This is a genomic window from Succinispira mobilis DSM 6222 (assembly GCF_000384135.1).
In the GTDB taxonomy this organism is placed as follows: domain Bacteria; phylum Bacillota; class Negativicutes; order Acidaminococcales; family Succinispiraceae; genus Succinispira; species Succinispira mobilis.
This window is the reverse complement of record NZ_KB913028.1, coordinates 452,080-465,762: the sequence shown is the minus strand read 5'-3', so window position 1 is coordinate 465,762 and position 13,683 is coordinate 452,080. Positions and strand designations below refer to the sequence as shown.

Sequence of the window (13,683 nt, the reverse complement as noted above, 5' to 3'; positions counted from 1 at the left end):
AAGCAATTAAACAATTTCTACAAAAAACTTAACTACTCTCAGTCCCCCGTTTGAGTTTATTGTATGTTTTTCCATGTTTGCGAACATGGGCTAGACGGAGTAAATTTTTCTCAATTTAACTTTAAACTCATACTTTAGTTGCAAGCTAGTCTGATTTATTTTGGCTTAAAATGGAGTGCTTGAGCCTACATAAGCTTTAATGCCTTGATCTAATAAGATTTTTTGCAAAGCTCTTAATTTTTCGGGTGGTGTAGCCTCATAAAACGTATAAGGATACTCCATGCCACATTGTTTCCACTTCGAGTCACCGAGACGATGAAAAGGCAACAAATTAAACTCTTCTAAGCCTACCCGTTTCATAAATTCAGCAATTCCCAGCATATTTTCTGCAGTATCATTGAAATCTTCAATAATCGGTGAGCGCAAAACTAAGCGCCCTGGCCAATTACTTCGCGCTAAAGCCTCAATATTTCCTAAAATTTGTTCATTTGATACCCCTGTTTTTTCTTGGTGTTTCGCTGAATCAATATGTTTTAAATCATTAAAGGCAAAATCAATTAAATTCATTGTATTTAGATATACTTCGCGACTAGCAAAACCGCTAGTTTCAATGGCGGTATGAATATAAACTTCACGACAAGACTTTAGTACGGCTTGCAAAAATTCATATTGATACATTGGTTCGCCACCACTGAAGGTTACGCCGCCTTTCCCCGCCCAAAAATGGCGATCTCGATTAAATATTGCTAATAATTCTCGTACCGTGTATTTTTTCGAGCAAACTTTAAAAGCGTCCTCTAAACAGGCTTGCGTACATTCTAAGGTTGTGCATTGATAGCATTTATCCCAATCAATTAACAACGGGATTTCACTATCTAAATCCGTATTAGATGCTACTGCTTGATGCGGGCAAGCCGCAATACAACGTTCACAATTGCGTGTCCGATGAATACATTTAGTAACTCGGTATAAGTTACGATTACGTTTTTCTAAGCCTTCCGGATTAGCACACCACTCACATCTTAATGGACAGCCACTCAAAAACACCAAAGTTCTACATCCTGGACCATCATGTACAGAATAAGCCTGTATGTCAAAAATTTCCCCAACTAAATCATTTTGTTTGCCCATCGGACTTAATGAAAAAGTCATACTTTCCTCAACTCCTCTGCTGATATTTATATTTTGCCTTGATTTTATCTTAATTATGAGTTTTTCACATGAACCCTGCGTAGTAAAATTTAACCAAAAGAAAAAAAGTACTACTTCTAAAGTAGTACTTTTCCTGCTAAAGGCTTAGTTTCTACACCCCAATACTGAGCAGTAGGTCTTCACCCAAGAAAACCTTATTAAACATATCCAGTGTAGTTTGTTCACAACCTATATTCAAGAATTGTTTGCCCAACACATCGATTAACATCCGAGCTGGAATTCTTTCTTGACGTAATTGCTCCGAGCACACGCAGGCAATAAATAAAATTTGCCATTCCCGAAATAATTTCAAATGCTGTAACTCCTGCAAAAGAGCACTACTAACTTCTGTTTCAGCTAACTCTGCTGCTTTAAGCAGTGGTTTTAACCAACTAGCACATTTCCAGTTTTCCAACCAAGCATATTTATCCAGTTGAGTTCCCGCGAGTACCTCAGACACCCCGAGCAACTGTGCCGCTAATAACACCCGACTTTCCTCAATTTTAGCCAAACTATTGCGTGCCAATACTTTACTACATAAACTCTGTAAATCTTGATTTTGCTGTCTAAGTTGTGGGGCCTGATAACCAGCCAATTCCAAAACTAGCTGGGCATTTTTATTCTGCATCTCCATATTATCAACCTTAACTTTACGTGCTAACAACGAAGCCAATAACTGCTTAAGTTCATTGTAATTAATCGGCTTCGTCAGATAATTATCCGCTCCTACCCGATACCCATGAATGCGATCTTCAACTGCATTTAAAGCCGAACATAAGATAACTGGCAACAAGCTAGTAGCTTCAGTCTTACGCAACTCCATACAAACTTCAAAACCACTCATGCCAGGGAGCATAATATCTAATAAAATTAAATCTGGTTGAAATTCCAAAGCCAAGGGCATTACTTCCAAACCTTGCGTAGCAATTGCTACTTTATAACCCCAGGTTTCTAGCACATCTTTTAGTAAATCGCTATTTTGCATATTATCATCAACAACCAATACTTTCACCACTAAAAATCCCCCTAGTTTTCTTTTGTTAACGCTCTAAATTTCAGCGTTCCTTTATCGGCAAAGTAAATAATACTTCTGTACCTTTATGTAATTTGCTTTTCAAGAAAATATGCCCCCCATGCATTTCGACCAATTTCTTAGTAAGTGGTAAGCCTAAGCCTGTACCTTCATATTTGCGTTGGTAAGAATTATCCACTTGCACAAATTCTTGGAATACTTTTTCATAATTGCTCGGAGCAATCCCAATACCAGTATCCCGCACTACCACCTCACAAATATCACCTTTCAAAGAAATAGTCACTGTTACTTCTCCCGCATCAGTAAATTTTATCGCATTAGACACGAGATTATAAAAAATCTGTTTTACTTTAATCACATCGGCCCAAATCAAAAAATCATCCGGTTCACAACTAAGCTTGATTTCCACTTCTTTGCCCCGCGTTAAACTTCGCAACTCGTCTATAACCTGATTGGCCAAGCTACATAGATAAAATTGACTATAAGAAATATTCATTTTTCCAGCATTAATTTTAGATAAATCTAAAATGTCATTAATCAACTGCAACAAATTAGTCGCACTTTGCAAAATATTGTTGGCGTATTTTTTTTGCTTATCATTTAATTCACCGACAAACTCTTGTCCCAACAAATCCACCGAAGAAATAATCACACTTAATGGCGTCCGCAACTCATGTCCCATATTCGCCAAAAACTCATTTTTCACTCTATCAGCTTTCAACAATTGTTGCAAGGCATCTTCTAAGGCTACTGTCCGACTGGCAATTTTATTTTCCAATTCCCCATTTAATTCATGTAATTGGGCAATGTAATTATCAATATCTGCTTCTTTGCGTTTTATTTGCTCTAACAAATACCGAAAAGTACTTAGCAAAATCATATTTTCGCGCCCAATTCCTTCTTGCTCGGTACAAATTTCTAAATCCCGTTTGCCTTCGGCGATCTGTTTAGCCAAATCCGTTGTATAAACTATCGGTTTCGTTATACTCTGAGCAAAAATCCGCGCCAAAAACAATAAAATCGCCAAACAAAATATCGCCACTATGGCTACATGCACATAATTATTAGTAACTATTCCCGAAAAAGCCTGTTCGGGAATCCCCACGCCAATTACTGAAACAACTTCTCCACGATAATTTTTTACTTCTTCGTCTAAAAAAATATGCTGTTCGTTCCCCATTTTAACTTTACCAAAATGATATTTCCCCTGCCAATCGGCGATATCTACTGGCATTTTTGTGCCTACATAATTACTTCCCAAACCAGTACTGATATTAGAGGTTACCCGAATTCCATCAATCGAAAAAGCTAAAAAAGAATTATTTACCATCGCACTATATTGATTAGGAAAATAATCATCGTTATTTACAATATCTCCCACAATTATCGCCCCTAAAACCGCTCCCGCTTCTGAAAAAATCGGCGAAATTGCCACACCTACACCCATTTTAGTCATTAATTGTTCAGTTTTAGCTTTGGAACTACTAACAACAAATTTTTTATAGCTAGCAGATTGCGGCACAAACACATCCGCAATATCGGTAACTTCTTCCGAACAAATTCCCGCTTTGCGTTGCATCGCGATCGCAATTAGCCCATTTAAATCCCACTGGCTCTTAGCCTGAATATCTTCACTAGATTGGGCAACTACACGCAAATCCTCATCCACCACGACTATAAAATCCAAATATTGACAAGATTCTTGTAAATTGTCAATCATTTTTTCAATATAAGCACTTTGTGGTTTTTGTACTTCTTTGGCAATTTGCGAGGATTTACCCAAAAAGTTCACCACTTTCAGCATCTCGTACTCACGCTTATGCATTTCCGAACGCGCAACTTTCATCGCAATACTCAAATAATTTTTTTGACTTTCACGAATCTGATCGACCACAAAAACATGGGCGGTTACATACAGCACCATCATTGGCAAAATAACCATAATTACGGCAAAAATTAACAGCTGCTTCTTTATTGTCATTTGCTTTTGCATATTTGCCTACTTTCTCGCCAACATCATAATTTGCATCCGATCTTTAACGTCTAATTTATTAAGAATGTTGCTAATATGCGTTTTCACAGTTTTTTCGCTGATATAAAGCCGTTCAGCAATCAATTTATTGCTAATCCCCTCACAAACTAGCATCGCCACATCACATTCCCGTTTACTTAATTTGCCTTCGAAAAATTCCAAAGCATAAGTATCCGCCTTAGCTGGTGTTTCTGGCGTATCTGTATCATTTTGCCAAGTAGCTATATCCACATCAAAATCCATAATATTTAAAATCTGTAAGAGCAATTGATAGATTTTCTCAACTTGCTCATTCTGCAAAACTGGCACCGCAAATTTTGCCGCTAGCCGTTCTGGTAAAATATTTTTCCCCTCATAATAACCGCCACAATGCACAATCGCAACTAGTTTTCCATTACTTAACACTGGATACAAAAAATATTTCAGACCAAAATAACATTCGTGAATACAAGGTGCTAGCTCCGTTTTACATTTTTCTAAAGCCACTAAAAATTCCTTTTTACATAATTCTCGCTTACTCTTGCGCACTTGGTGACATAACAATAATGGTTTGGAACGCACGGTAAGGGCTCGTCCTTGCAAATCTAACAGACAAACACTCATATCTACAGCCGCCGCTAAAGCGTCCTGCAAGGATTGGAGCTTATCTTTGCCCATAAATTTTACCCATTTTCTAGTCAATTCTTCTTGTCCCACTTTGAATCCTCCTAAAGTTTCATCTCTGCCGTTTCCAAAGCTTATATTAAAATATTTCCCCTAATAATTTATTACTTAATAATTATTTACTCTTAGCATATCACAAACATTGTCTGTCACCAAGAAAAACTATTATTTTTTGTCCACTCCAGAAAACACGACTTTCTACCTAACCGCCTTAAAGGCCATATAAAAAAAAGAAGGTTTAGCCCCACTATCCATGTTGCTAAACCTTCTTAGATTTAAATTTTAAACCCTGATAAAATTATTTACCAAAAGTTTCTTGTACTTTCAGGGCAAACTCATAACCAAATTGTTCACATGCCGCCAATTCTTCTGCGTTCCCCTTCCAAGCTACTGTCATGCCTGGTTGTACTTGCATACCTGCTTTAGTCAGCAATTCTTCCATCTCTTTTTGCGAACCACCACTCCAACCATAAGCACCAAAAGCCGCCGCTAACTTACCAGTTGGTTTTAGCCCCTTCAAATAATACAACAGCGAAGCTGTAGTCGGCATCATGCCATAATTAAGCGTAGGTGAACCTACCAATACTCCCCCAGCACCTAAAACATCACTTACTACATGGCTTTCCTCACTTAAGCTTATTCGATAAAAATTAGCCTCTACACCTGCCCTAGCGACCCCTTCCAAAATAGCTCGAGCCATACATTCCGTAGCTCCCCACATCGTATCATATAAAATAACTACCCGTGCTTCTTTTTCCAAAGCACCCCAAGCAGCATATTTCGCCATAATTTCCGGAATATGTTTATGCCAAATAATCCCATGACTTGGCATTATATAGTTAATCTGTAAGCTGCTCAGAGTTTTAAGCGCATTAGGAATTAAACGAGCATAAGGCATTAAGATATTGGCAAAATATTTTTCCGCCTCATAGAGCACATCGTTTAAATTAACTTCATAATCTAAATGCTTGCTGGTACAAATATGTTGCCCAAAAGCATCATTAGAAAATAAAATTCCTTGCTCTGGACAATAACATACCATTGAATCTGGCCAATGAAGCATTGGCAATGGTACGAAAGTTAAACTGTTCGCCCCTAAGCTAATTGTGTCACCCGTCTTAACAATCTGATAATCAACTGTAGTTCCATAAAGTTTTTCTGCTTCTTGTTGCCCCTTATCCGTAATCAAAAATTTCGCTTTTTTGGCTACTTGCGCAATTTGCGGCAACGCACTTGCATGATCTGGTTCTACATGGTTTATTACGACATAATCAATCGCTGCTGGATCTACAATAGCACTAATGCGCTCTAATAATTCGTTGGCAAAAGGCGACTTAACTAAATCTACTAAACATATTTTCTCATCAACAATTAAATAAGAATTATAAGTTACACCTCGTGGTGTTGTGTAACCATGAAAATCACGCATATTCCAATCCATAGCTCCCACAAAATATACGCCTTTAGCCAATTCTTGTTTATTCATCCGCCATACCACCTCTTCTTTAAATTTTTGGTATACATTATTCTTTTCGATATTTTCATTATAACAAATGCCTAATCAAAATTCAATTTCCTTTACTAAATAAAATCCATAACTAATATGCAAAATAATCTTGAAAATACAGCTAAAGTAGGACTTGTTAAGCCACTTTACTTTGCGGTAGAATGTACTAAAGTAACTGCATTATTAATTGCTCGAAAGGAGGAATTTTTATGCTAGCGCAAGTTCGAATTCGTTTGATTTTTCTGGTTCCACTATTGTATTTATGTGTGTATCTGCTCTTTGACATTACCGCGCCCAATTTTTTTCATTTAGGTGCAATTGACACCAATAATCTTTTTTCGCTAGCAGGCTCTAGCTTTGCTATGTTATTGTTTTATAAAAATTGGCAAAGTACCACGGAAGCTAAATTTTATCAATTAGTGCTCTTTTTGGCCGCGGCGACCTATTGGTTAGCCGATTTGTTATGGGTTACTTACATTTATAGCGCTCAATCGCTAACCGTTCCTCAAGACCATCTTAGTCATATTTTTTATCTGTTATCAACTTTGTTTATGACCGTTGCCGCCTTTTTTATTTTGGCTCAGAATTCAGAAAAGTGGGAAAAGTTTCGTTTGCTGTTCGATTCGCTCTTGTTAGGTACATTTTTAGCCTATCCAACTTTAACTTTTTTAGTTAAACCTCTAATGCCCAATTTTAATTGGTCTAATTATTTTTATCTATACTTGCTTTTTTCTGCTATTTTAGACTTTTTTATTATTTTGGCCTTATTTCTTATTCAACAAAGCGAAGATAGTTCCAAAACCCGCTTAGAAAAACTTGCGCTGTATGGTTTTGTAATTTGGATTCTAACTGATTTTATCTATATCTATTTGGAAGGGCACGAAATCTACTATGATTATCCTTTAATTAATCTTTTTTGGCCGATAAGTTTAATGGTCATTGGCTTGGCTAGTTTTGTAAAAATTAATCGTAGTTTAAATTTAACTTATAATCCAGAACAAACCCTGCCAAACCTTAATCTCCGAACTAATTTACTTTTGCTGTGCCTGTTAGGTGTAATTATTATCACTAATTACCAAAACTGGTTAATTAACCTCTTTTTTCTGGCGCTGTTTATTATCCGTCAACTAATTAATAAACATTTGCAAATGTACGAATCCCTAGATATGCTAAATCGCAAATATCAAATTACCAATAACGAACTTCTTGAAAAAGTTCATGAAATCCACGAAATCAATCTATCTTTGGAAGATAAGATTGTCGCGCGCACCAAAGATTTGCATATGGCCGCGAACATCGATCCGCTCACCAATATTCCTAACCGCCGCAACTTTAACGAATATCTCACACATTTAATCCAAAACGCCGATGCCCAAACAATGTTCGCGCTCTTAATTATTGATTTAGACAAGTTTAAGTATATTAATGATCACTATGGTCATGAAATAGGCGACAAACTCTTGATTTCTACAGCGAGAAAATTGCGGGCTCATTTGCATAGTACTGATTTTTTAGCACGCTATGGCGGCGATGAATTTGTAATTATTCTCAATAATTTGCGTGGTGTTGCCAGTACTATCAAAAAAACAAATCAACTCTTAGATATATTTCAAAAACCTTTTTATATTGGCAACCATAAGGTGCTCTCGACAATTAGTATTGGTATTTCCATCTACCCACTTCATGCGCAAAACAGCAGTGATTTAGTGCGTTTTGCCGACATTGCCCTTTATAATTCCAAATACAAAGGTAAAAATCGCGTAAGCCTCTTTACAGATAATCTCTTGAAAAAAGAGTTCCGCAAATTAGAAATCGAAAGCAATCTGTGCAAAGCCTTAAGCGAACAAGAGCTCTTTCTTAATTATCAACCACAAATTCGCTTATTAGATGATAAACTAGTAGGCATTCAAGCTTTCGTACGTTGGCAAAGTCCTGAACTGGGCTTAGTTGAACCCAAAGAATTCATCCCCATAGCCGAAGAAAGCGGCCTAATCACACAAGTAAATCATTATTTATTTGAAAAAATTTGCCAAGATATTAAATTTCTTAACGAAACTTACGCCCAGGATCTCAGTGTTTGCGCTCATATTTCGGCCAAAGAATTCTCCTGCAATGACTTTCCCGAAAGAATCAAACATTACCTGCAAAATTATAACCTTAAACCACATTGGTTAACTTTAGAGATCTCGGAAGCCCAAGATCCCGAAGCCAAAATCCTCAACCTGCAAAAGCGAAAACAATTGCGGGATTTAGGGGTAAATGTGGCTCTAAGTGATTTTGGTTTAGGTTACACTACTTTAGCCTACCTCGAAGAATATCCGATTAATATGCTTAAAATTTCCCATGAATTGGTTGCACAATTACCCGAAAGTAATTATCACTATCGTGTAGTGCGCGCAATCATTAAACTTTGCCAAGAACTCGGAGTTATCACCATTGCTAAATGTGTAGAAACACCAACGCAAGTGGCGGCGCTCCGCGAACTCGGTTGTAGCCAAATTCAGGGTTGTTATTCTAGCAAACCGCTTTCGCTCTCTGATTTGGCAAAACAATTACACCAGACAAATCAAAGCTAAAAATCTAAACTGAAAATGTATTCCTGAACAGCCTCTCAAAATACCAGAGGCTGTTTTTGTTTATAAGCAACTGCATCAAACAACAAAATCTAAAAACTCTTCTCCCAAAACGCTTGCTTTACAGTGTAAACAGTAGCTTAATCTAGTCAGCAGGTCTTTGTAAAATATAGCCCGCATGAATAGGCAAAATCAATATTTTATGGTAAAATTTAAGCTGAATTTAAAATTTTAGGAGGTATTTCATGTCTGTTCTTGAAACTTTTGTAAGTTTTGCCAATGATATTCTTTGGTCTTATGTTTTAATCGTCTTGCTAGTAGGGTTAGGAATTCTCTTCACCTTACAAACCAAATTTGTGCAAATAAGAATGTTTCCCGAAATGTTTCGGCTCTTACATGAAGGAGTCGGACAAAAAGCTGAACAAGGAATTTCTTCTTTTCAAGCTTTTTGTATCAGTACGGCTTCCCGCGTAGGGGTCGGCAATATTGCCGGAATTGCAATTGCAATTGTCAGCGGTGGTCCCGGCGCAATTTTCTGGATGTGGATGATTGCCTTAATCGGCTCAGCTAGTGGCTTTGTCGAAAGCACCCTAGCGCAAATATATAAAGTTCCCAATCAACAAGGTGGTTTTCGTGGTGGTCCTGCCTATTATATTAAAAATGCTTTAGGTCAACCAGCAATTGCCGCAACCTTTGCCGTTTTAATCAGTATTAGTTTCGGACTAATTTTTAATTCTGTACAAGCAAATACTATTTCCGTAGCGCTTAGTGCTGCGTTCAATATTGATCGTAGTATCATCGGTGGAATTCTCGCCGTAGCTACTGGGGTAATAATATTTGGGGGCATTACCCGTATTGCTAAGTTTACCGAATGGCTAGTACCTATTATGGCTGGTGCCTATATTTTATTAGCTGTAATTATTACTTTACTAAACATCAACTTAATTCCTGCAATATTTATGGAAATCATCTCTTCGGCCTTTAATACCAATGCGGCTATGGGCGGTGGTATCGGCGTCGCCGTGATGACTGGTATCAAACGAGGACTATTTTCTAATGAAGCAGGGATGGGTTCTGTGCCTAACGCAGCTGCAACTGCTGAAGCTACCCATCCTGTTAAACAAGGTTTAATCCAAGCTTTTGGCGTATTTGTTGATACCTTAATGGTTTGTTCTGCTTCCGCCTTTATTATTTTATTATCTGGACAACATTTAACAACTAAACTTACGGGAATTGAATTAGCCCAAGCAGCGCTAGTTTATCATATTGGTCCTTTTGCCCAAGTAGCTTTAGGCCTATTAATCTGTTTATTTGCCTTTAGTTCAATTATTGGCAACTACTACTATGGCGAAGCCAATATCGGTTTTTTACACTCCAATCCAGTTTGGCTAACAGCCTTCAGAATCGGCGTAGTAGCGATGGTAATGTTCGGTTCCGTAGCTAAAGTTGCTTTAGTTTGGGATATGGCCGATTTATTTATGGCTCTAATGGCGCTTACCAATTTGGGGGCAATCTCTATGCTAGCCAAGCATGTCTATATTGCCTTAGAAGATTATGTGCGTCAAAAACGCGCGGGAATTGCCGAGCCAATTTTTGATGCTAGCATTATGCCTTCACAAAAAGGTATCCACTGTTGGCCTAATAGCAAAGTAAAACCTAAAGCAAAAAAATAATTTCTAAAAACCTAGGCGCATCTGCCTAACGTCATACGCACAAAAGGGTGTAACGCCTTGAAATTCAAGTCGTTACACCCTTTTATTTTTAATTTTTTATAAACTGAAGGTATTTTCTTCCATCCCGCTGCCATTATCCGCCGCAATAAAGTAACCAATTATCGCCGCAATAATTGCGGGAACTACCCAACCAAACCCCTGATTATATAGCGGTAAAATCTTAGCTAAAAAACTATTTATAAAGCTAATATTAAGCTCCAGTGCGTTAACAGCTTCTATTAAACCCATAATTACGGTTACGCCTACCGAAAGTTGATATACTTTGGGGGCTAAATTAACAAAATTATGTACAAAAGCCAAAGCGATTAAGACAATTACCACTGGATATAATAATACTAACACCGGAATAGATATCGCAATTAGTTTCGTTAAACCCACATTAGCTACCAAACAAGCAAAAACTGCTATCCACAATACACACTTTTCGTACATCATTTTCGGGAAAATAGTCGTGAAAAAAGTAGCACTAGAACACATTAAACCAATACTAGTTGTCAGACAAGCTAGGGTAAAAGATATGGCCAAAATTACATTACCCAAAGTCCCGAAATAGTAATTGGCAGCCCAAGCTAAAATCATGCCACCGTTTTCCGCTTTACCAGCTACTTCTAAGCTAGTCGCACCTAAATAAGCTAAAGAAACATAGATTAACATTAAACAGCTTGCCGCAATAAAACTAGCCCCTAGACCAAATCTTAGTGTTTCTCTTCTAGAGGTTATCCCTTTACTGCGAATAATATTCAACATCAAAACTCCAAAAACAATCGAAGCCAGCGTGTCCATCGTTAAATAACCTGCTTTAAAGCCCTCACTTAAAGGCATTGTTTGATAATTTCCTAAAGCTGGTTGCAACTTGCCAGCAGGTTGCAAAAAGGCATTTACGACCAACAATGCTAAAGAAATTAACAATCCTGGTGTTAGTATTTTACCAACACGCTCTGTAATACTTTGTTGATTAAGGGCAATATAATAACTTGCCCCAAAAAATAAGAGCGAATAAATTAACAATCCCGCTGTCACCCAGTCTGGATTAGTGATAAAAGGCTTGATACCAGCATCAAAGGCAACTGCACCCGTGCGTGGAATAGCAAAACCCGGACCTATCGTTAAATTAATTAAGGTCATCATGATTAACGCAAAGCGTTTGTTAACTCGACTCGGTAAGGTTTGGGGGTCTGGACTACCAATCAGCGAAACTACTAACACCCCTAATAACGGCATGCCTACGGCCGTAACTACAAAGCCAATTAAGGCAATACCTAAATGTTCTCCCGCCATTTGACCCAACAAAGGGGGAAAAATAAAGTTGCCTGCTCCGAAAAATAAGGAAAACAAGGCTAACCCAAAAGCGACAACATCAGAATAACTTGCTTTCAAATAATCTACCTCACTCTAATTTTTTTAATTTATTTTAACTTGCACTTCAAACATACGCTGCCAAGGCAACTTGTATTCCACTTGTTGGTAGCTTGCTGGCATTTTATTTTTGATAAAAGCCCGCATGTTTGTAGCAATTTTAGCCTCAACTTTTGCTGTTTGCAATCCTAAAGCTTGACCATTTAATTGTTCTGGCCATACTAACTGTTGATAAACTTGTTGGCGTACATTAGCCTGATACGCCCATTCATCTAGATAACGCACGGCTAACAGTTTTTCGCGTGCCTCCCTAGAAATTTGCGGACTTAAAATTCCTTGTCCTAAGGCATAACCCAGACTATTGCTAGCGGTATTCCAACCAGCATAAGCAGCTAAATTCCAAGCTAAATCTTTTTGAAACAAACCTGCCACTAAAGCATTATCTGCTCCATTACCATAAGCTACATCCGCTAGAGCCACTGGTTTTTTAATAACTTGAAATACTTCTAAGATTTGTAAAAACTCTGCTTTTGTCTGAAGTTTGTCTACACTGTTCACTGGATTTGAGGCCTCTAAAGTGACCCCATCTGCTGGCGTATTTAAAGCCAAAACCAAGTCCGCCCGAGCTAAACTCTTAGTCTCAAAAGCTCCAGCCGCCCAAATATGAGCTTTTACAGTTTGTTCTAAAGGCATATCTTCATAACTGGGAATAGTTTTACCCGCAACACCTTGATTATAATCCACATAAATAAATGGCAACTGCTGTTGCCAGCTACTAACCGCTCTTACTGCTAAAACTAAGCCTAACTGATCCGCACCGACAAAATTACCATAGACATTAGGCAAAAGATTTTCGGTTTGTAGCCCCAAAATCCGAGCTTCTCGGTGCGAAGCCGAATATACAGCCGTATCATCTTTCCCTAAAATAAAATAGGTAAACTTACCCGCTTGCACTGCCTCTAGGAGCCTTTGGTTAATAATTAAATTTTTATCGCGTCTCGTTTGCCAATCAGTCAAAACAGCCTGTGGCAGTTGTTGTTGCAAAAGCTGATATTCTTGCCACTCTTTGGGACTTAACTTTTCCAATTCCTGCTTATCTTGCAACTGTGTATAGCGAAAAATTTGTGCCCCATACTGAGCATAATAAGCTGGTTCTACCCGCCCTGAACTAGCTCGCGGTGTACGCATAATTGTACTATAAGCATAAACTGGCACTTGATACTTATCTAATAAATCCAATAAACGTTGCAAACGCGCCTGTAAAATTGTTAAGGGCAATTCATGGGTGCGTGAGCCTACCAAACCACCATAAATCAAACTATCTGTGGACAAAACTACTGCATCAGCCACTGGTAATTCTCTTTCTAACCAGCTAAATAGTTTATCCACTTGTGCATCTTGTTTATTGTCCGCCAAAAACTCTCTGTCGGGATAAGCAACTTGCACGCCCGCAGCCTGTAAACTAGTTAGTGTATAATCTAGACAAACAGGACGAGTATCCATGGGAATATATAATAGTTTACTAGCTTGAACCTCAGAAATGTTCACACAAATTAATAATAAAGCTAAAATCAAACCCCGCCAGCACATCAGTA

9 protein-coding genes are annotated in these 13,683 nt (G+C 37.9%); 2 read left to right on the top strand and 7 right to left on the bottom strand.

Features of this window, described 5'->3' with window-relative positions; translation table 11 throughout:
- Window positions 1–165: 165 nt before the first annotated feature.
- The 5 genes from hpdA to SUCMO_RS0102180 form a co-directional block, all read right to left on the bottom strand.
- Entirely contained in the window at window positions 166–1,152 is a 987-nt protein-coding gene (hpdA, locus tag SUCMO_RS0102200) for a 4-hydroxyphenylacetate decarboxylase activase (protein ID WP_019878800.1), read from the bottom strand.
- 151 nt (window positions 1,153–1,303) lie between these two features.
- Window positions 1,304–2,206, bottom strand: a complete 903-nt coding sequence (locus tag SUCMO_RS10895; RefSeq protein WP_019878799.1) for a response regulator — start codon at window positions 2,204–2,206, stop codon at window positions 1,304–1,306.
- A 40-nt stretch (window positions 2,207–2,246) separates the two neighbouring features.
- The gene (locus tag SUCMO_RS0102190; protein ID WP_019878798.1) at window positions 2,247–4,217 is read right to left on the bottom strand and encodes an ATP-binding protein; all 1,971 of its coding nucleotides are present in this window, start codon (window positions 4,215–4,217) and stop codon (window positions 2,247–2,249) included.
- Between the two features lie 6 nt (window positions 4,218–4,223).
- Complete coding sequence (locus tag SUCMO_RS11615; protein WP_019878797.1) at window positions 4,224–4,952, bottom strand: LuxR family transcriptional regulator; 729 nt, start codon at window positions 4,950–4,952, stop codon at window positions 4,224–4,226.
- A 265-nt stretch (window positions 4,953–5,217) separates the two neighbouring features.
- On the bottom strand, window positions 5,218–6,405 hold the full coding sequence (locus SUCMO_RS0102180) for an FprA family A-type flavoprotein (protein ID WP_019878796.1): 1,188 nt from the start codon (window positions 6,403–6,405) through the stop codon (window positions 5,218–5,220).
- A gap of 230 nt (window positions 6,406–6,635) precedes the next feature.
- On the opposite strand from SUCMO_RS0102180, the gene SUCMO_RS0102175 reads away from it, so the two are divergent.
- Entirely contained in the window at window positions 6,636–9,002 is a 2,367-nt protein-coding gene (locus SUCMO_RS0102175) for a putative bifunctional diguanylate cyclase/phosphodiesterase (RefSeq protein WP_019878794.1), read from the top strand.
- 242 nt (window positions 9,003–9,244) lie between these two features.
- Complete coding sequence (locus SUCMO_RS0102170) at window positions 9,245–10,672, top strand: alanine/glycine:cation symporter family protein (protein WP_019878792.1); 1,428 nt, start codon at window positions 9,245–9,247, stop codon at window positions 10,670–10,672.
- 96 nt (window positions 10,673–10,768) lie between these two features.
- Here the strand turns inward: SUCMO_RS0102170 and brnQ are convergent, their stop codons facing one another.
- Both brnQ and SUCMO_RS0102160 read right to left on the bottom strand, forming a co-directional pair.
- Entirely contained in the window at window positions 10,769–12,109 is a 1,341-nt protein-coding gene (gene brnQ, locus SUCMO_RS0102165) for a branched-chain amino acid transport system II carrier protein (protein WP_019878791.1), read from the bottom strand.
- 24 nt (window positions 12,110–12,133) lie between these two features.
- Window positions 12,134–13,678: a DUF4127 family protein gene (locus SUCMO_RS0102160; protein WP_019878790.1), complete on the bottom strand. Its 1,545-nt coding sequence runs from the start codon at window positions 13,676–13,678 to the stop codon at window positions 12,134–12,136.
- Window positions 13,679–13,683: the final 5 nt, after the last annotated feature.